Origin of the sequence: Pseudoalteromonas sp. SR45-4 (assembly GCF_014163535.1) — a bacterium.
GTDB lineage: Bacteria > Pseudomonadota > Gammaproteobacteria > Enterobacterales > Alteromonadaceae > Pseudoalteromonas > Pseudoalteromonas nigrifaciens.
Genome location: NZ_JACJDO010000002.1, coordinates 96,514 through 115,762, shown reverse-complemented (window position 1 = coordinate 115,762; position 19,249 = coordinate 96,514). Strand labels below are relative to the sequence as shown.

Below are 19,249 nucleotides of genomic sequence, written 5' to 3'. Positions count from 1 at the left end.
TAAGTTTACATATGATTAAAAAGAGTACGATTGACCTAAATTTTGATCGCCAGCATATTTGGCACCCTTATACCTCTATGACCAAGCCTATAATGGTTTACCCTGTCACCCACGCAAATCATAATATTATTGAGCTTGAAACAGGCGAGCAACTCATTGATGGCATGGCCTCATGGTGGAGCGCTATACATGGCTATAACCACCCAGTTTTAAATAACGCCATGATTGAGCAAATTAACTCTATGAGCCACATTATGTTTGGCGGATTTACCCATAAACCCGCTGTAGAGCTGTGTAAAAAGCTAGTAAGCATTACCCCTGCTAGCTTAACTAAGGTATTTTTAGCCGATAGCGGCTCGGTAAGTGTTGAAGTAGCTATAAAAATGGCGCTGCAGTATTGGCTTAGCCAAGGCATTTCTAACAAACAAAAATTAATGACTCCCTACAAGGGCTATCATGGCGATACCTTTGCGGCTATGAGTGTATGCGATCCAGTTAATTCAATGCACAGTTTGTACAGCGGCTTTTTACCCGAGCATATTTTTGTACCAGCCCCGGTAAGCCAATTTAATAGTGAATTTAACCAAGCTGAGGCAACCGAGCTTGAAGCGTATTTTAAAGCGCACCACCAGAGCGTTGCGGCATTTATTATTGAGCCAATTGTACAAAATGCTGGTGGCATGAACTTTTATCACCCTGAGTACTTAGCCTGCGTACGCAAGTTATGCACGCAATATAAGGTGTTACTTATATGCGACGAAATAGCCACAGGCTTTGGCCGTACCGGTAAATTATTTGCCGTAGAGCATGCTAATATTCAGCCCGATATAATGTGTATAGGCAAAGCACTCACTGGCGGCGCTATGACCCTATCGGCCACTCTTACCAGTGACAAAATAGCCACAGGTATAAGCGAAGGCGAAGCCGGTGTATTAATGCACGGCCCTACTTTTATGGGCAACCCGCTTGCCTGCGCTGTGGCCTGTGCCAGTATAGATTTACTGCTTGAGCAAAACTGGCAGCAGCGCATAACCAACCTAAACAGCCAACTACAACAACTCAATAAGTGCAAAGAGCTTGATGACGTAGCCGATGTACGCACTTTAGGCGCTATTGGGGTGGTAGAGCTAACAGCGGAAGCAGGCAATGTTGATGTGGCTAAAATTCAGGCTTATTTTGTAGCACAAGGTGTGTGGATACGCCCCTTTGGTAAACTTATTTATTTAATGCCGCCATATATTTCAGACCATAGCAGCATAAAAACCTTGTGTGATGCCATTTATAACGCCATTAAAGGCAAGCATTACGCTTAAACTTACCGCTAAATTAAAGTTTTAGGGTTAAAAGTTGTACACACTTTGCCCTAATAAACAAATAGCCCCTTAACTCACCTTTAGAGTATTGATCTCAGTGATCTTTACCTATATGATAATACCTATCATTTACAGTTACCTTTTCGGACTCTTTTATGAACTTATTATTTAAACCAGCTAAAGCGTTAGGCGTAAGCCTGTTATTAGCCTCTGCTTTTATAACGCAACCGGTACTTGCAAACGGCCCTATTGGCGAGCATGTTAATCATCTTCAGGCTAATCTTAAAAGTTACGGCGAAGAAGTAGAGTGGATGGTTGGCAAAGTCGATACCATGGTAAGCGACTACGATACTAAAGGTGCTAAAGCGGTAAAAACAGATGACCTTATTGAATATTGGGAGTCGGTTAAATTTCACAGCGCCATAGAAACCAATTTTGTACCTGTTTACGCTTCTATTTGGCAAGGTATTTACGGCGTAAAAATGGCTATCGAAAACAAACAGCCTGCAGCTGAAGTTCGTAAACAACAACAAGCCATGAACAATGCCCTATGGCAAGGCCTTGGCGCTGTTAAATTAGCGGCAAAATTTCAGCAACAGGGTTTATTAGCAAATGTAACAACAACAGCAACCAAAGAAATGACCCAAAGTGCCACTATCGACGAAATTAAGCACCGACTCGATCGTGTTGTTGCAAAGTTTGCTGAGCGTTTAAACGACGAAGCCACCGAAATTGTACACGACACTTACCTACACTTATTTGAAGGCGTAGAAGGCACACTGATAGCGCAAGACGCTAACTTAGTTGAAGTGTTAGAGAAAGACTTTAACGTAACACTGCCACTTGCTATTTCTAACAACAAAAGCGTAGACGAAGTACGTAATGTAATAAGCGACATGCAAACAAAATTAGATCGCGCTAAAACGCTGATCGAAAAAGCCGAAAAAACACGTAAGGATGTATTTTAAGTGAAGCGTAGGACCTTTATACAAGGCCTGGTTGCGCTTGGGGCTGTGGGTGCATTACCACTGCCTCTTGCTCGCGCACTAGCGGCCAATATAGCAAACCCTGTGTCTGTAGATAGCTTACCTAAACTAGAGGGTGAGCTTACGCTTTATTTAGGGCGTGGTGAAGGTGGCTTATACGAAAACGTATTACAAGCTATCGAGAAAAAAAATCCAAACCTTAAACTCGGTATACGCCGAGGCCCAACTGCTGCATTAGCAAATACCATAGTAGCTGAAGCAAAAGCAGGCGTTCGCCGTGCTGACTTATTTTGGGCGGTTGACTCAGGCGCGATTGGTTTAGTTACCGATGCTGGCCTTGCACAGCCAATACCAAGTGATTTATCGGCTCAGTTACAACCGCAATTTAGATATAAAGAATGGACGCCGGTAACCGGCCGTATTCGTACCTTGCCATACAACACGTCGCGTTTAACTAAAGAGCAAATTCCCACCAGCATTATGGAAATTGCCGACAGCGATTTAAGTATTGGTTGGGCCCCTGCTTATGCGTCGTTCCAGTCGTTTGTAACTGCAATGCGAATTTTAGAAGGTGATGACAAAACCGCTAAGTGGCTTAAAAAAATTAAAAAGCGCTCTAAAACCTATGCCGGTGAATTAGGTGTAGTTATGGGCGTTGAGCGCGGTGAAGTTGATATTGGCTTTGCCAATCACTATTACACACTTAGGTTAAAGTCGGGCAAGCCCGATGCTAAGCTAGATTTAGCTTTTACCCAAAACGATGCAGGCTGTTTGGTCAATGCCTCAGGGGTGTTAGCTTTAAGTGACGATCCGTTAGCAACTAATTTTATGCGTTATTTACTAAGCACCGAAGTGCAAAGCTATTTAGCCAGTGAAGCTTACGAAATCCCACTTGTTAATGGCATTAGTGTGCCACAGGGCATACCGTCTTTATCGAGTATTTCGCCGCCTAAAATTGATTTAACTCAGCTCGCCGATTTACGCCCCACTATCGATTTAATGCGCAGTAGCGGCGTACTGTAATGCGACTACCTGCATCCTATCCAATGGCGCTGCTTGCAGCGCTCATTACGCTTACCCCTATTTATGTGTTAATTACCCTTGCCAGCGACACAAGCTCAGTATTTGACAGCCATAACCTCGACATTTTAGCTAATACCTTATCGTTAATGGCGTTAACTGTATTGGGTTCTATTTTAATTGGCGTGCCACTGGCGTTTATTAGCGCTTATGTACATTTGCCATTTAAAAAATTATGGCTGGTTATATTTGCAGCTCCCTTAGCTATACCTAGTTATATAGGGGCGTTTACACTTTATGCAGCTTTTGGCCCTGGGGGGGAAATAAATAATCTACTTAGTATTCCTACCCCCTCAATGGACGGCCTTAGCGGCGCAGCCATAGTAATGACCTTGTACACATTTCCGTTTGTAATGATGACCACCCGCTCGTCCTTACTCAGCCTTGATGCCAGTATGGTAAACGCTGCACGTACACTGGGTATGTCGATGACACAAAGTGTATTTAAAGTAATATTACCCCGCGTAGTTAATGGTATTGCCGCGGGCTCTTTGCTTGTTGCACTTTATACTTTATCTGACTTTGGTACACCGGCAATGATGCGCTTAGATACCTTTACTCGAGTTATTTATGTGGAGTACAACGCCTTTGCTTTGGGCCGTGCGGCTATGCTCTCGTTGCAATTAATGGTTATTGTTGGCTTTTTATTAATGATTGAATCACAAATAAAAACCGCCACTGAACGCCAAGGCAGACCACTTATTTTATTCCCTAAAAAGTGGCAGTTAAGCGCTATGTTTATAACTTTTGCGCCTATTTTGCTATTAGCCATTGGCTTACCTTTAGCTATATTTTCGTTGTGGCTGGCACGGGATGGTTTTAGCGGCTTTGATTTTAGTATTGCTTGGAACTCAACATATGCCTCAGCAATTGCTGCTGTAGTAGCTGTAATTGTGGCCATTCCGGTTGCTCATGCGGCTCTTAGCGGTAAAGCAGGTAAAGTAATGGAGCGCGTAACTTACTTTGGCTTTGGTATTCCGGGCATAGTAATGGGCACAGCGCTTGTTTATGGCGGCTTGCAACTGCCCTTTTTGTATCAAACATTAGGGTTGCTTATTATTGCTTATACGCTGCGCTTTTTACCCCTTGCTGTAGGCTCAGTACGTACCAGCACCGAACACTTAGATCCAAGCTTGGTAAAATCGGCCCGGGTACTTGGTGCCAGCCCACGCGAAGCATTTATGCGTATAACACTGCCCTTAACTATGCGCGGTATTATTGCCGGTGCAGCATTAGTGTTTTTAGAGTCGATGCGTGAACTAGAGGCCACCTTATTACTTGGCCCTACGGGGTTTGAAACCCTCTCTACTTATTTGTGGCGTGTATACGAAGCCGGCTATTTTGGCCGCGCTGCTATTCCGGGGTTATTATTAGTTGTGATTTCTGCGTGCGCGTTAGCTATTATGCTCACTGGCGAAAAACGCAACCAGCTCGAACATTAAGGATTTAATAACAAATGCTATCTGTAAGTCAGTTGTCTATAGATTATGGCAGTAACCGTGTAGTAAGCGATTTAAACCTATCATTAGGCAATAACGAAATTCTTATGCTTGTAGGCCCTACTGGCTGCGGTAAAAGTACTATTTTGCAGGCATTAGCCGGCCTTATACCTATAAGCGAAGGCGAAATAAACAGTGGTAAATGGCGGGCAACGCCTAAAATTACTGTGCCTGCGGAAAAACGCAGTGTAGGTATGGTGTTTCAAGATTTTGCTTTATTTCCGCATTTAACCGTGCAGCAAAATATTTTTTTTAGGTTAAAAGACACCAGCCCAGGCGAGCATTGGATAAAGTTACTTGGCCTTGATGAGTTTAGAAATAAAAAACCAGCAACGCTTTCAGGCGGACAAAAGCAACGCGTAGCACTTGCGCGCACCCTTGCCCACCAGCCCGACTTTGTATTATTAGATGAGCCGCTTTCTAACTTAGACGCCGCACTAAAAGACATGCTGCGCTGGGATATTCGCAACGCGCTTAAAGCGGCGGGCGTACCTGCAATTTGGGTAACGCACGACCAAGAAGAAGCATTGTCGGTAGGCGATCGTGTGGGTGTACTGCAAGGCGGTAAAATTCAGCAAATTGATACACCAGAGCGCTGTTTTAGTATGCCTAACAATCGATTTGTGGCACGCTTTTTAGGGGAAGCCAGCTTTATAAGCGGCCAATTTAGCCAAGGCCAAGCAACCACAAGTATTGGTAATGCCCCTGCCCATGGTGTTGATTGCGATAGTGGCGATGTAGATGTGCTGCTGCGCCCCGATGATGTATTACTAGTGCAAAGTAGTGTGGGTAATAATGGCGAAGTTATTTGGGTGCGCTTTGAAGGTGGCAGCCGCTTATGTGCTATAAAGCTTGCCTGCGCTACTGTAGTAACCAGCCGCGTTAGCCATGAAATAGTGGTAAACCCCGGCGATGCTGTACATGTATCTTTAAGTACCTCACACCCGTTAGCGGTTTATAAACAACTCGCGCAATAATAAAGTATGCAACACTAAAAAGCCCATTAACATGGGCTTTTTTAATCTGTATAAATTACCATTCAAACATATAGGCCATTTTACTAATAGTTTTAAGTGGAATGTTATGGCTGTTACGCTTGGCATATAAATGCTGCATAGATTTGTCTTTTACTTCGCCCACAATCACTTCTTTTACTTGATAACCCAAAGCAACTGCCGCTTGCGCATAGGCAATAAATTCCCATTTTTTAATATTGGTGTTATCTACAATCACCAACGGGATATTTTGTGCTAAAGCGTTAATAAAGCGCGCTAAATTTAAATTATGGTATTGCGGCAATTTAAACTTATCAAATTGGTATTCACCTTGATCATTAATAAAATAATCATCGGTTGAGCAAATAACATATTGGCTTTCGTCTGCACCGGCGAGTTCATCGGCAAGATTTTGCGCATAATAAGACTTACCGCTTCCTGGTAGTCCTCGTAAAATAAAAACTTGTTTCATAGCATCCATTTTTTAGTATGTAATGGTAAAACGATTAATATAAAAATATCTGAATGTTCATAATGCCACAAAATGGGTAAACATAAGAGCAACAAATAACAATACTCACATTTAGGCCTTAAAACTGTATAAAAATAAAGCGCATTTATAAAAATTTTTAAAGAGTTGCCCACAATAGTTTTTTTATCTTACTTTACTAGGTAAGATACAGGGTTCAAGTGCAGCGCCGTTTAAGAGCAATTTTGCCAGCGTGTGGTGCGTAGTTAAATTATATAGTTAGGCAACTTATATCATTGGAGTGAAGATGAGCCATTTAGCGATTTCAGAGCTATTAAAAGGCAAGGTATCGGTAGACAGCCAAGTTACAGTAAAAGGCTGGATCCGTACTCGCCGCGATTCAAAAGCAGGAATTTCATTTTTAGCCGTTCATGACGGTTCGTGTTTTGATCCTATTCAAGCGGTAGTTCCTAATTCACTTAATAATTATGATGAAGTCACTAGCCTAACAGCCGGTTGTTCTGTGTCGGTTACCGGTGTTTTAGTGCAATCTGCTGGCCAAGGTCAGTCTTATGAGATTCAAGCTAACTCGGTTACTGTATTAGGTTGGGTAGAAAACCCAGATTCGTACCCTATGGCTGCAAAGCGTCATAGTATTGAGTACTTACGTGAGCACGCTCACCTTCGCCCTCGTACTAACATGATTGGTGCCGTAACCCGTGTACGTAACTGTTTAGCTCAAGCTATTCATCGCTTTTACCATGAGCAAGGTTTTTTATGGATAAGCACCCCTATTATCACAGCAAGTGACTGTGAAGGCGCAGGTGAAATGTTCCGCGTATCAACGCTTGATATGCAAAACTTACCGCTTACCGATAAAGGCGAAGTAGATTACAGCGAAGATTTTTTTGGTAAAGAAGCATTTCTTACTGTATCTGGCCAGTTAAATGGTGAAACTTACGCGTCGGCAATGTCAAAAATTTATACGTTTGGCCCAACCTTCCGCGCAGAAAACTCAAATACTTCGCGCCACCTTGCCGAGTTTTGGATGGTAGAACCTGAATTAGCATTTGCTGATTTAGAAGATATTGCAAAACTAGCAGAGCAGATGTTGAAGTATGTGTTTAAAGCCGTACTAGAAGAGCGCCGCGATGACATGGAATTTTTTGCACAACGTGTAGAAAAAACAGCCATTACTCGCCTTGAAGAATTTGTAGAAAAAGACTTTGCACAAGTTGATTACACCGAAGCGGTAGAAATATTAAAAGCCTGTGGTAAAAAGTTTGAGTACGCTGTTGAATGGGGCGTAGATTTACAGTCTGAACACGAGCGTTACTTAGCAGAAGAACACTTTAAAGCACCGGTTGTTATTAAAAACTACCCACGCGATATTAAAGCGTTTTACATGCGCCAAAACGAAGACGGTAAAACCGTTGCCGCAATGGACATAGTAGCGCCAGGTATTGGTGAGATCATTGGTGGCTCACAACGTGAAGAGCGCCTAGATATTCTCGATGCTCGTTTAGACGAAATGGGCTTAAACAAAGACGACTACAGCTGGTACCGCGATTTACGTAAATACGGTACTGTGCCGCACTCAGGCTTTGGCTTAGGTTTTGAGCGTTTAGTTGCTTATGTTACTGGTATGGGCAACGTACGTGACGTTATTGCCTTCCCTCGCACTAAAGGCAGCGCAACGTACTAATACGTTAACGCTTACTGTGTACCATAGTAAAAACCAGCCGATGGCTGGTTTTTTTATGCCTAAGTAACCTGAGATCCGGATAATAAACTTATCTCAAGCAGCTATTTTTCAGCGCTAACTGCGTTGAATTTTCTTGCAATAGGCCAGTCAGGTTAAGTGAATAAGTACCTTAGGTTTATTAGGCACAATCAAAAGCCGCAGCATCATAAAATGATACTGCGGCTTTTAATTTATCACTATAACTATAAATACAAATATAATTTTTAGTTATTAACTTATAGAGCTTGCTCTAGCTGTGGTAAAACATCAAACAGATCGGCAACTAAACCGTAGTCTGCAACCTGAAAAATAGGTGCGTCTGGGTCTTTATTAATTGCGACAATTACTTTTGAGTCTTTCATACCGGCTAGATGCTGAATTGCACCACTAATACCCACTGCAATGTACAAGTTTGGCGCTACAATTTTACCTGTTTGCCCTACTTGCATGTCATTTGGTACAAAGCCTGCATCAACTGCTGCGCGCGAAGCACCAATAGCAGCGCCTAACTTGTCGGCTATTCCGTGTAATAAACTAAAGTTTTCGCCATTTTGCATACCACGACCACCTGAGATAACCACAGTAGCTGCGGTTAATTCTGGGCGCTCTGATTTAGTTTGCTCATCGCTTACAAAGCTGCTTAGCGCAGAATCGGATACCGTATTAACTGCCGTTATTGGCGCGCTTGCTTGCTCTGTTTGTAAGTCGAAGCTACTAGCACGTACAATGATAACTTTTTTGCTATCGAGTGACTTAACCGTGGCAATTGCGTTGCCCGCATAAATAGGACGCTTAAATGTTTCTGCGTCAACAACGTCAATAATTTCTGAAATTTGTGCAACATCAAGCAAGGCTGCAACGCGTGGCATAAAGTTTTTACCTGTAGTGGTAGCACTTACCACTATGTGGCTATAAGAATCAGCAAGCGATAGCACTAAATCTGCCATACTTTCAGCTAATTGATGTGCATATACTGCGTTATCTGCTACCAGTACACTGGCTACGCCATTAATAAGCGCAACTTCTTCGCTTAATACACCTAGGTTTTCGCCCGCAATAAGCACATCAATAGGAAAACCAAGTTTTGCTGCTGCGTTAATTGTTTTTGAGGTTTCTGGTTTTAATACACCGTTATCGTGCTCTGCTATTACAAGTGTTTTCATTTAGATTACCTTCGCCTCTGTTTTTAGTTTTTCTACAAGTTGCGCCACGTCCTCAACTATAATACCGGCAGTACGTTTAGCTGGCTCTTCAACGCTAATTAATTGCACACGGGCCGTTAAATCAACACCCAAAGTATCGGCTGCAATAACCTCAAGCGGTTTACGTTTTGCTTTCATTATATTTGGCAGCGACGCATAACGTGGCTCGTTTAAACGTAAATCGGTAGTTACAATAGCCGGTAAATTAAGCGCTACTGTTTGTAAGCCGCCGTCAACTTCACGGGTAACATTAACTTTTCCATCAACCACTTCAACTTTTGAAGCAAACGTACCTTGGCCACGTTTAGTCAATGCAGCTAGCATTTGGCCGGTTTGGTTATTGTCTGAATCAATTGATTGCTTACCTAAAATAACTAATTCTGGTGCTTCTTGTTCTACAATTTTTGCAAGTAATTTAGCAATGTGCAGCGACTCTAACTTTTCATCGGTTTCGATGTGAATGGCTTTGTCGGCGCCTAGGGCTAATGCCGTACGTAACTGTTCTTGCGAGGCTTTTGGGCCAATTGTTACGGCAATAACTTCGCTTGCTGTGCCCGCTTCTTTTAAGCGAATCGCTTCTTCAATTGCAATTTCGCAAAATGGGTTCATCGCCATTTTTACGTTGGTTAAATCAACGTCTGTTTTGTCTGACTTAACTCGCGCTTTTACGTTGTAATCTATAACTCTTTTTATTGGTACGAGAACTTTCATATGGACTCCATCGTTATTTAAACCTACAAGCTGACGTGCACGTCAACCTATTTATTTTATGAAATCAGACTACTGTCTATTGACGTAAACATCAACCTAAAATAACCTTTAAACATTCACAACCCATAACTTTTTATTAGCATCTATCAAATGGGTTATGTATTTCATTAACGTGTAGTTAAATATAGGGTACGTTAACCATTCGAATAAGAGGTATTTATGATCACCCGGGAAACCATGGAATTTGATGTAGTTGTTGTAGGTGCAGGCCCAGCGGGTCTTGCATGTGCAATAAAACTGGCACAACAAGCGCAAAATAAACAACAAGAATGCATGATCTGTGTCGTTGAAAAAGGTTCAGAAGTGGGTGCTCATATACTCTCTGGTGCCGTGTTTGAAACCAAAGCGCTGGATGAATTACTGCCAAATTGGCAAGAGCTCAACGCCCCTGTAACCACCAAAGTAGCAAAGGATGAAATTTACTGGTTTAACAACGAACAAAAAGCCACCGCTATTCCGCACTTTGCCACACCAAAAACCTTTCATAATGATGGCAATTATATTGTCTCTATGGGGAATGTTTGTCGCTGGTTAGCTGAGCAAGCAGAAGCACTGGGAGTCGAGATTTTTCCTGGGTTTAGTGCGCATTCGCTTATTATTGAAGACGACACAGTAAAAGGCATTATTACTGGCGATATGGGCCTTGATAAAGACGGCAACGAAAAAGATGGTTACATGCCTGGCATGGAGCTACGCGCTAAATACACCGTATTTGCCGAAGGTTGTCGTGGTCATTTGGGCAAACAACTCATTAATGAATTTGCCCTCGATGATGAGTCATCACCGCAGCACTATGGCTTAGGCTTAAAAGAAATTTGGCAAATTGATGAAAGTAAGCATCAATTAGGCACAGTAGTACACGGTACAGGCTGGCCATTACAAGGCGATACTAACGGCGGCGCATTTATGTACCACTGTGAAAACAACCAAGTTGTGGTAGGACTGATTGTTGATCTTAATTATTCAAACCCGCATTTAAGCCCGTTTGATGAGTTTCAGCGCATGAAACATCATCCGGTGTTTAAAAATGTATTAGCAGGCGGCGAGCGTGTTGCTTATGGTGCTCGTGCTATTGCTAAAGGCGGTTTGCACTCATTACCAAAAATGCATTTTCCTGGTGGGTTATTGGTAGGCTGCGATGCAGGTACGCTTAACTTTGCAAAAATTAAAGGTAATCATACTGCAATGAAATCGGGTATGGTGGCAGCTGAAGTTATTTTTAAAGCATTAGAAAATGAGCAAGCAAATACCGACTTAAGCGAGTTTAAAGACGCGTTTGAGCAATCTTGGGCTTATAAAGAATTGCAGCAATCACGTAACTTTGGCCCTGTTATGCACAAGTTAGGTAAGTTTGTTGGTGGCGCATATAACACCCTAGATCAAAATATTTTTAATGGTTGCTTGCCATTTACCTTTAAAGACAACACCCCAGATCACGATACCTTAGTTGATGCGGCGGATGCCGATAAAATAGTGTATCCAAAACCCGATGGTAAACTCAGTTTTGATAAGTTGTCGTCGGTATTTTTATCAAATACTAACCACGAAGAGTCACAGCCGTGTCATTTGCAATTAAAAGATCCGAGTATTCCAATTGCTGTAAACTTAGTTAAATTTGATGAGCCAGCGCAGCGCTATTGCCCTGCTGGGGTTTATGAAATTCAAGAAATTGCTGGCACTAAAGAGTTTGTGATTAACTCGCAAAACTGCGTGCATTGTAAAACCTGCGATATTAAAGATCCGAGCCAAAATATTACTTGGGTAACTCCGGAGGGGACTGGCGGGCCAAATTATCCTAATATGTAGTTATTATTGTTAATAAAAAGTAGGTTTTTACATATAAATTATAAACCTACACTAATTTGCAGGGGCTTGTGCCCCTGTTTTGCGCTATGCTTACCCTAGTTTTTATAAAAGAGAATTAGTTATGCCGTCGTCAAAAGTTGTTTTTCGTTTTTTAGCAGAGCCTACTGATGTAAATTTTGGTGGTAAAGTGCATGGTGGAGCCGTCATGAAGTGGATTGACCAAGCTGGCTATGCATGTGCTGCAGGCTGGAGTGGCCATTACTGTGTTACCGTATCTGTTGCTGGGGTTAAGTTTAGACGCCCTATTTTAGTAGGCCAAATTGTTGAAGTGGAAGCTAAAATAGCCCATACCGGTAAAACCAGTATGCAAATATTTATTCAAGTGCGTTGTGGCGACCCTAAAACACAAAATATGGTTGAAACCAACCACTGTGTAATTAGCTTTATTGCTATGGATGAAACCGGTTACCCAGTAGCTGTGCCTTCTTTTAAAGCGATTACCGAAGAAGATTTAAAATTAGAAAACTACGCTATAAAAATGAAAGAAATTGCAATAGAGACGGAAAACTTACTGCATAAGGTATAAGTAACTAAAGTGTGCCTGTAAAAACCTCACACTTTTTGTAAAACATGCAATTGAGCTTAGAAAGTAACAACTAATAAAAGTTCACTGCTGTACACGTATCATACAAACGGCCATAAAAACCAATACTAAAGTAGGTTTTTATGGCCGTTTTTTTATGTTTTTAATAATTGGCATGCTCACTGCTCCTACCTTGATGACGTTTGATTTAATTACATCTTATTTTTTCAAGCATTTGATTTTTATTATTAAAGGAGCTAATTCATGATTAAAACACTTTCTCTTTCTACACTTGCTTTAGTAACACTGGGTTTTAATACTGCAGCTAAGGCTGATATTGCTGATTTCGATTCTCCACGTATCTACACGGGTGTTGGTTACGGTCAATATTCTTTTGAATTTGAAGACAGTGACAAAGACACTGACTTTGACGACGATGCACAAATGCTAAAAGGTTACGTTGGCGCACAATTTAACGAGTATTTAAGCTTAGAGCTTGCTTATCAAAACTTTGATGAAGTAAGTGATGTGGACAGCAAAGCTGAAATTGATGGCGTATCGCTTGCCGCACGCTTGGGCTACCCTATAACAGAGAGTTTTTCTGTGTATGCAAAAGGCGGTTGGCTTGAGTGGGATGCAGAATACACACAAGATTTACCAGTAGGTTCTGTTTCAGCTTCTACAGATGGTGGTGATGCGTTTTACGGTGCAGGTATTGAATATGCACTTACAACAAACGTTCAATTTCGTTTAGAGTATGAACGCTATAAACTTGATGACGATATTGACCCAGATATGGATGTAGCGTCTGTATCAGTGCAGTACATGTTTTAATTAAACCCTAAAACGTGTGTAAAAGGTAAGCTTAGGCTTACCTTTTTTGTTTTGAGTGGTTTAAACGCACATGCATATAAACCACTTAGTCTAATCAATACCTTTTAGACTAGGCTTCTATAAGTAATAAACTCACTTACAAGTAATGCCATAAACGCTAAATATGGGTAGAATAGCGCTCTATTTCATTTGCACCCGAGTACTATGAGCGATTATACCATTTCGGCTATTGGCCACATTCAATCTCCTTATAAACAAAAGTTTGCTATACCTAGGCAACCTCGTTTAGTGCCAGAAGCTAAAGCAAAGCTTATTTTTTCGCCTGACTTTAATCGTGAAGAATTTGTACGCGGGCTCGATGAGTTTAGCCATATTTGGCTGCTATTTCGTTTTCATGAAACAGCCGACAAAGGCTATTCGGCTATGGTGCGCCCGCCTCGTTTAGGTGGTAATGCCCGCAAAGGCGTGTTTGCCACGCGAGCCACTTTTAGGCCTAACGCCATTGGTATGAGCGCGGTAAAACTAGAAGGTATAGAGTATAAAAATGGCCAACTGAGCTTATTACTCGCCGGAATAGATTTACTCGATGGCACACCAATAATCGATATAAAGCCTTACTTACCCTATTCTGACTCTATGCCAGAGGCCAGTGCGGGGTTTGCCGACACCCGCCCAGAAACCCACATGAGCGTTGAATTTACCCCTGAAGTCCTTAATTTTATTGCGCAGCAAACGCAATATCCAGATTTACAGGCGTTTATAAGTAATGTGCTAAAGCAAGATCCTCGCCCTGCTTATAAAAAGCAAAAAGACGGACAGCAAAGCTACGGTATGACTTTGTATAACTATAATATTTGCTGGCAAGTTAATGAGTCGCATAATTTAGTTACTAGTATAGAAAATACCTAAATAATTTATCACTTAGCGCTTTAGTGTAAATGCAACCGCTGGTAGACTGAAGCCCTTACAATATGTACATAATTACTCTAATTTCGGAAACAACATGCGTACCAGTCAATATATACTCGCCACACTTAAAGAAACGCCTTCGGATGCTGAAATTGTATCGCATCAATTAATGCTTAGAGCCGGTATGATCCGTCGTGTCGCTTCGGGTTTATACACTTGGTTACCCACTGGGTTACGGGTACTTAGAAAAGTAGAAAATATCGTACGTGAAGAAATGAATAAAGCCAATGCGATTGAAATGCTGATGCCAGTAATTCAACCAGCAGATTTATGGGAAGAATCAGGTCGTTGGGATGAGTTTGGTCCTGAACTTATGCGTTTTACCGATCGTCATAATCGTACCTTTGCGCTTGGCCCAACTCACGAAGAAGTGATCACTGATTTTGTTCGTAAAGAAATTAGCAGCTATAAACAGCTACCAATTTCTTTATACCAAATACAAACTAAAGTGCGCGACGAACGTCGTCCGCGTTTTGGTGTAATGCGCGCCCGCGAATTTACAATGAAAGATGCCTATTCATTTCACTTAAGTGATGAGTGTTTAGATGCAACGTACCAAGTAATGCACAAAGCGTATTGTAATATTTTTGAGCGTTTAAACTTAGACTACCGCCCTGTTATTGCCGACACGGGTTCTATTGGTGGTAGCGTATCGCATGAGTTTCATGTACTTGCAGAATCTGGTGAAGACGCTATTGCATTTAGTGATGGCAGCGACTACGCAGCAAATATTGAAAAAGCAGAAGCACTTGCACCAAGCGAGCCACGCCCAACTGCAACAAAAGAGCTTAAAGCGTTTCCAACGCCTGACGCTAAAACAATTAACGAGCTTAAAAAGCACTACGGTGTTAAACCACATCGCGGTGTTAAAACATTAATCGTTTACGCTGCGCCTGATGAAAACGGGGTACGTGGTTTAGTTGCGCTAGTTTTACGCGGCGATCACGACCTTAACGAACTAAAAGCTGAAAAACACCCGTTAGTAGATTCTCCGCTTGAAATGGCAACAGAGGCAGACATTGTTGCTGCTATTGGTGCAAAACCTGGCTCATTAGGCCCGGTTGGCCTGTCTATGCCAATTATTGTTGATAGAAGCGCTAACATACTAGCTGACTTTGTTGCCGGCGCTAATAAAGACGACGAGCATTACAGCGGCATTAACTGGGATCGTGATGTAACTGATTATGAAGTTGCTGATATACGTAATATTGTAGAAGGCGATGCAAGCCCATGTGGCCAAGGCACTTTACAAATTAAACGTGGTATTGAAGTTGGCCATATTTTCCAACTTGGCACTAAATACTCACAAGCAATGAAGGCTGGCGTATTAAACGAATCAGGTAAAAACCAAATAATGACTATGGGTTGTTATGGTATTGGTGTGTCGCGTATTGTTGCTGCAGCAATCGAGCAAAACAACGACCAATACGGTATTATTTGGCCACAACCAATTGCACCGTTTGATTTAGCTATTGTGCCTATGAATATGCATAAGTCGCATCGCATTCCAGATATTGCTAACAACCTTTACCAAGGCTTAAAAGATGCTGGCCTTGATGTGTTATTTGATGACCGTAAAGAGCGCCCTGGCGTTATGTTTAACGACATGGAATTAATTGGCGTACCATTTACATTAGTTATTGGCGAGCGCAACCTTGATGAAAACAAAGTTGAACTTAAAAACCGCCGCACTGGTGAAAAGCTAATGATTGATATTGATACAGCAATCGATGCAATTAAAGCAGCTGTTAAAGGTTAAGCATAAAATACACTTAACTATAAATAAAAAAACCGCTTTAAAGCGGTTTTTTTATATCTAAAATATAATCACTTCAGCTAAAAAGGTGACTTATTAAAAGCCGCCTATTTCGCTTTAGTGTTAACTCAACCACGTAATAAGCTTGTCTTTTAACGTTTGCGGCTTAATTGGTTTAGTAATGTAGTCGTTCATACCGGCCGTTAAACAACGCTCTCTGTCGCCTTCCATTGCACTTGCTGTCATCGCAATGATAGGCACATGAATATATTCTATTCCGGCTTTGGCGTTTCTAATTTCGCTGGTGGTATCGTAGCCGTTTAAATTAGGCATTTGGCAATCCATTAAAATAACGTTAAAAGGTTGCTGTTTATTGCTCTTTAACGCCTCTAAAGCTTCAAGACCGTCAGATGCACAGGTGATTTTAACTTTAGTGTGCTTTAAAATCGCTTTAGCCACTTCTATGTTGATCATATTATCGTCAACTAAAAGCACATGATAAGCTGATAAGTCTGCATCTACAGGCTCTTCAATTAAGCTCTTTGGTGGGGTAATAACAAACTCGCTACTGGCACCAAATAAACTCGCTAATTTGTAACTAAACTCATCTTGGGTAAGCGGTTTATTTAAAATATGTAGATGATCAGGAAATACTTTTTTCGATTGTTTGTTCATCACCATATCACGCAAAATTAGTACATATTTTTTATCGTACTGTTTGCAAAAGCTAATCAGGGCATTAACTTGTGGATGGTCGTCGTCAATAATTAATAAGTCCGCTTCAAACTCATCATGCTCACTAAAGTAATCTAACCTAACAATATTACTTTTATCTACTTTGCATGTTTGCAGTAATAAATCACACACATTGTTATACACATTATCGCGAGCAATTAATGCAGCAACATCAATACTGGTAGCAAGCTCAATGCCGGTATTTAGCTTTTTCTGGGGTGCTACATGCAGCTCAACGGTTGCAGTAAAAGTGCTCCCTACCCCTTTTTCGCTTGTTAGCGATATATTACCACCCATTAATTGCGCTAGCTTTTTACAAATTGATAAACCCAAGCCGGTACCGCCAAAATGGCGTGTGGTGCTTGAATCTTCTTGGGTAAACACTTCAAATAGTTTATCTATATTTTCAGCTGCTATGCCAATTCCAGTGTCTTTAACCGCAAAACTCATCTGTAATTTAGTATCGGTAATGTATTTAGAGCCTATGGTTAAGCTAACTTCACCTTTGTGAGTAAACTTAAAAGCATTATTAACCAAATTAATTAAAATTTGCTTAAGGCGATGGCTGTCACCTACTACCATACGATCAACAATATTGTGGGTGTGTAAAAATACTTCAAGTCCTTTGCGTTGCCCTTGTAGCGCTAATGAGTTAATCATATCGCTGCACACGGTAACAACATCAAAGCTGTGATTATCAATATCGAGCTTACCCGCTTCTATTTTTGAAAAATCTAAAATATCATTAATTAAATTCATTAAAGAATTAGCACTGCTATTTGCAAGTTTTAAATAATGATGCTGTTGCTCTGATAAGCCATCTTCTTTAAGCATTTCTAGCATGCCTAATACCCCGTTCATAGGGGTGCGTATTTCGTGAGAAATATTAGCTACAAAGTCACTTTTAGCTTGGCTTGCTGCTAATGCTTCATCTATTGCGCGCTCAAGCTCTCGGGTTCTTTGCGAAACTTTAAGCTCTAAAGTGGTATTAACTCCCTCAAGTTCAGCTTGAATATTTTTAAGCGAGCTTATGTCTCTTAAAATAGCCGCAACTTGATAACGCTCATTAAACACATCATAAATACTGCTGAGGGTTATTGAGTAGTAGTATTTATTGCCCGAACTGTCGGTGTGCATGGCTTCAAAGGGCATTTTAGAGCCATTTTTAATGGTTTCTCTTATGCATTGCTCATCTTCTTTATTTAAAGTAAATAAAGAAATAAAATTTACGTTATCACTCTCTAGTATATCGCCAAACACTTGCTTAGCTGTGTTATTAAATTGCACTACTTTACCCGACTCTGAAATGCTAAAAATAGCATCTAAGGAGTTTTCTATTACTGTGTTATTTTGCTCTTTTAACGAATGAATAAGTAACTTTCGGTTTATAAAGCGCTGATACAGCATGGTCATAACTAAAAACACACCAAAAAATACAGCTAATGTAGTAATAAAGCTTTGGCGTCTCTCGCTCACTTTTGCTAATAATGTTTGCGTATCTACACTCACAGCAAGCTCGAGTGGCAGCATGGCAATATCATTACCAAAATAAATACGCTTTTGAAGTGTGTATTGTTGTGGGTAGTTATTTAACGGCAGCGTTTTGTCTGCAGCCATATTTTGCGCGCCAACAGACTCTTGCTCCCAGGTTCTGCTTTTATTAAACTCAAACCCAAAGCGCAGCTCTGGGTTTGGATGATATAAAAACTCACCTTGGTTACTCATTAAATAAATTGCAGTGCCTTGCGGAGACTCAAAAGTGAGGCTTTTAAATAGTTGCTCTGCATAATAATTCGTAACTAAAACCGCAGAAACCTGTTTGTTTTTGTCAAATACAGGTTTTGCTACCCGAAAGGTACTGATATAAGGCTGCTGAATTTTACCATTTTCACGGTTGTAATTTATTGGCGAAATATAAACAGTGTGCTCATCAAGCATACTGGTTTTAATAACGTAATCTCGTTGGCCTTTTTGTTGTAATTGCTCGCCTTCGAGTATGGTAATTTTGCCTTGCTCGGTCCGATCAACCCTTACGACTTCTTGCCCGCCTTCTGCTAGCATTATATAACGCGCTTGTAATATGCTTTCGTCGGTGCGCATAAAGCCAGAAAATATACTCGCTAAGCGATTTTTCCAAATGGCCATAGGCGTTGCAGATGCTGGATCTGACAATTGATTTTCACTAGCGCGTGATATTGCTTTTATAGGTGGGGTTGCATCTAAAAATCGAATGGCGTTAACGCTGTCGGTAAAGTGTTTTTTTAACGATAATGTTTTAGTTTCGAGTTCGCGTTTTAGCTCTATTTGCGCCGTGTGATAAATTTCACTTCTTACTTTTTGCTCAAATATATACATTGAAGGCAACGCAATGATCATAAAAATCATTACGGCAAAAAGTATTAGCTTATTACTTTTTGCAACTCTAGATAAAAAATTTCGTTTTAACATTTACTATTACCTACACTATAGTACTTACATAAGTAGTCTAGATTGAGAAACAATAAACC

General features: G+C 41.0%; 15 protein-coding genes. 11 read left to right on the top strand and 4 right to left on the bottom strand.

What is annotated here, in order from left to right; genetic code table 11:
• Positions 1-11: 11 nt before the first annotated feature.
• From bioA to H5058_RS01665, 5 genes are all read left to right on the top strand, one after another.
• A complete protein-coding gene (bioA, locus tag H5058_RS01685) occupies positions 12-1,313 on the top strand; it encodes an adenosylmethionine--8-amino-7-oxononanoate transaminase (RefSeq protein ID WP_182676654.1) in 1,302 nt (433 codons plus the stop codon).
• Between the two features lie 155 nt (positions 1,314-1,468).
• Positions 1,469-2,281, top strand: a complete 813-nt coding sequence (locus tag H5058_RS01680; protein WP_182676653.1) for a hypothetical protein — start codon at positions 1,469-1,471, stop codon at positions 2,279-2,281.
• Positions 2,282-3,322, top strand: coding sequence for an extracellular solute-binding protein (locus H5058_RS01675; protein WP_011328290.1), 1,041 nt, complete (start codon positions 2,282-2,284; stop codon positions 3,320-3,322).
• Entirely contained in the window at positions 3,322-4,821 is a 1,500-nt protein-coding gene (locus H5058_RS01670; RefSeq protein WP_179807024.1) for an iron ABC transporter permease, read from the top strand. Before H5058_RS01675 ends, H5058_RS01670 begins: the two co-directional genes overlap by 1 nt.
• A 14-nt stretch (positions 4,822-4,835) precedes the next feature.
• Entirely contained in the window at positions 4,836-5,855 is a 1,020-nt protein-coding gene (locus H5058_RS01665; protein ID WP_182676651.1) for an ABC transporter ATP-binding protein, read from the top strand.
• 55 nt (positions 5,856-5,910) lie between these two features.
• On the opposite strand, the gene H5058_RS01660 is transcribed toward H5058_RS01665, so the two are convergent.
• Positions 5,911-6,345 (bottom strand): ATP-binding protein, encoded by a 435-nt coding sequence (locus H5058_RS01660; protein WP_011328293.1) that lies wholly within the window; start codon positions 6,343-6,345, stop codon positions 5,911-5,913.
• A 304-nt stretch (positions 6,346-6,649) separates the two neighbouring features.
• On the opposite strand from H5058_RS01660, the gene asnS reads away from it, so the two are divergent.
• On the top strand, positions 6,650-8,047 hold the full coding sequence (gene asnS / locus H5058_RS01655) for an asparagine--tRNA ligase (protein ID WP_011328294.1): 1,398 nt from the start codon (positions 6,650-6,652) through the stop codon (positions 8,045-8,047).
• Positions 8,048-8,322: 275 nt separating this feature from the next.
• Here asnS and H5058_RS01650 read toward each other — a convergent pair whose 3' ends face one another.
• Together H5058_RS01650 and H5058_RS01645 are read right to left on the bottom strand one after the other, a co-directional pair.
• A complete protein-coding gene (locus H5058_RS01650) occupies positions 8,323-9,249 on the bottom strand; it encodes an electron transfer flavoprotein subunit alpha/FixB family protein (protein ID WP_182676649.1) in 927 nt (308 codons plus the stop codon).
• Complete coding sequence (locus tag H5058_RS01645; protein WP_011328296.1) at positions 9,250-9,999, bottom strand: electron transfer flavoprotein subunit beta/FixA family protein; 750 nt, start codon at positions 9,997-9,999, stop codon at positions 9,250-9,252.
• Between the two features lie 219 nt (positions 10,000-10,218).
• On the opposite strand from H5058_RS01645, the gene H5058_RS01640 reads away from it, so the two are divergent.
• From H5058_RS01640 to H5058_RS01620, 5 genes are all read left to right on the top strand, one after another.
• Entirely contained in the window at positions 10,219-11,865 is a 1,647-nt protein-coding gene (locus H5058_RS01640; protein ID WP_182676647.1) for an electron transfer flavoprotein-ubiquinone oxidoreductase, read from the top strand.
• A 121-nt stretch (positions 11,866-11,986) separates the two neighbouring features.
• Positions 11,987-12,451 carry an acyl-CoA thioesterase gene (locus H5058_RS01635; protein ID WP_011328298.1) on the top strand — a complete coding sequence of 155 codons (465 nt, stop codon included), beginning with the start codon at positions 11,987-11,989 and terminating at the stop codon, positions 12,449-12,451.
• Positions 12,452-12,712: 261 nt separating this feature from the next.
• Positions 12,713-13,282 (top strand): outer membrane beta-barrel protein, encoded by a 570-nt coding sequence (locus H5058_RS01630; RefSeq protein ID WP_011328299.1) that lies wholly within the window; start codon positions 12,713-12,715, stop codon positions 13,280-13,282.
• Between the two features lie 204 nt (positions 13,283-13,486).
• A complete protein-coding gene (gene tsaA, locus H5058_RS01625; RefSeq protein ID WP_182676645.1) occupies positions 13,487-14,191 on the top strand; it encodes a tRNA (N6-threonylcarbamoyladenosine(37)-N6)-methyltransferase TrmO in 705 nt (234 codons plus the stop codon).
• A gap of 94 nt (positions 14,192-14,285) precedes the next feature.
• Positions 14,286-16,010, top strand: a complete 1,725-nt coding sequence (locus H5058_RS01620; protein WP_179807021.1) for a proline--tRNA ligase — start codon at positions 14,286-14,288, stop codon at positions 16,008-16,010.
• 120 nt (positions 16,011-16,130) lie between these two features.
• On the opposite strand, the gene H5058_RS01615 is transcribed toward H5058_RS01620, so the two are convergent.
• Positions 16,131-19,190: an ATP-binding protein gene (locus tag H5058_RS01615; protein ID WP_182676643.1), complete on the bottom strand. Its 3,060-nt coding sequence runs from the start codon at positions 19,188-19,190 to the stop codon at positions 16,131-16,133.
• Positions 19,191-19,249 lie beyond the last annotated feature (59 nt).

Bases quoted from the DNA above. Each gene is read 5' to 3' on its own strand.
- bioA (WP_182676654.1), top strand. From the start codon at position 12: ATGATTAAAAAGAGTACGATTGACCTAAATTTTGATCGCCAGCATATT.
- H5058_RS01680 (WP_182676653.1), top strand. From the start codon at position 1,469: ATGAACTTATTATTTAAACCAGCTAAAGCGTTAGGCGTAAGCCTGTTA.
- H5058_RS01670 (WP_179807024.1), top strand. From the start codon at position 3,322: ATGCGACTACCTGCATCCTATCCAATGGCGCTGCTTGCAGCGCTCATT.
- H5058_RS01665 (WP_182676651.1), top strand. From the start codon at position 4,836: ATGCTATCTGTAAGTCAGTTGTCTATAGATTATGGCAGTAACCGTGTA.
- H5058_RS01660 (WP_011328293.1), bottom strand. From the start codon at position 6,345: ATGAAACAAGTTTTTATTTTACGAGGACTACCAGGAAGCGGTAAGTCT.
- asnS (WP_011328294.1), top strand. From the start codon at position 6,650: ATGAGCCATTTAGCGATTTCAGAGCTATTAAAAGGCAAGGTATCGGTA.
- H5058_RS01650 (WP_182676649.1), bottom strand. From the start codon at position 9,249: ATGAAAACACTTGTAATAGCAGAGCACGATAACGGTGTATTAAAACCA.
- H5058_RS01645 (WP_011328296.1), bottom strand. From the start codon at position 9,999: ATGAAAGTTCTCGTACCAATAAAAAGAGTTATAGATTACAACGTAAAA.
- H5058_RS01640 (WP_182676647.1), top strand. From the start codon at position 10,219: ATGATCACCCGGGAAACCATGGAATTTGATGTAGTTGTTGTAGGTGCA.
- H5058_RS01635 (WP_011328298.1), top strand. From the start codon at position 11,987: ATGCCGTCGTCAAAAGTTGTTTTTCGTTTTTTAGCAGAGCCTACTGAT.
- H5058_RS01630 (WP_011328299.1), top strand. From the start codon at position 12,713: ATGATTAAAACACTTTCTCTTTCTACACTTGCTTTAGTAACACTGGGT.
- tsaA (WP_182676645.1), top strand. From the start codon at position 13,487: ATGAGCGATTATACCATTTCGGCTATTGGCCACATTCAATCTCCTTAT.
- H5058_RS01620 (WP_179807021.1), top strand. From the start codon at position 14,286: ATGCGTACCAGTCAATATATACTCGCCACACTTAAAGAAACGCCTTCG.
- H5058_RS01615 (WP_182676643.1), bottom strand. From the start codon at position 19,190: ATGTTAAAACGAAATTTTTTATCTAGAGTTGCAAAAAGTAATAAGCTA.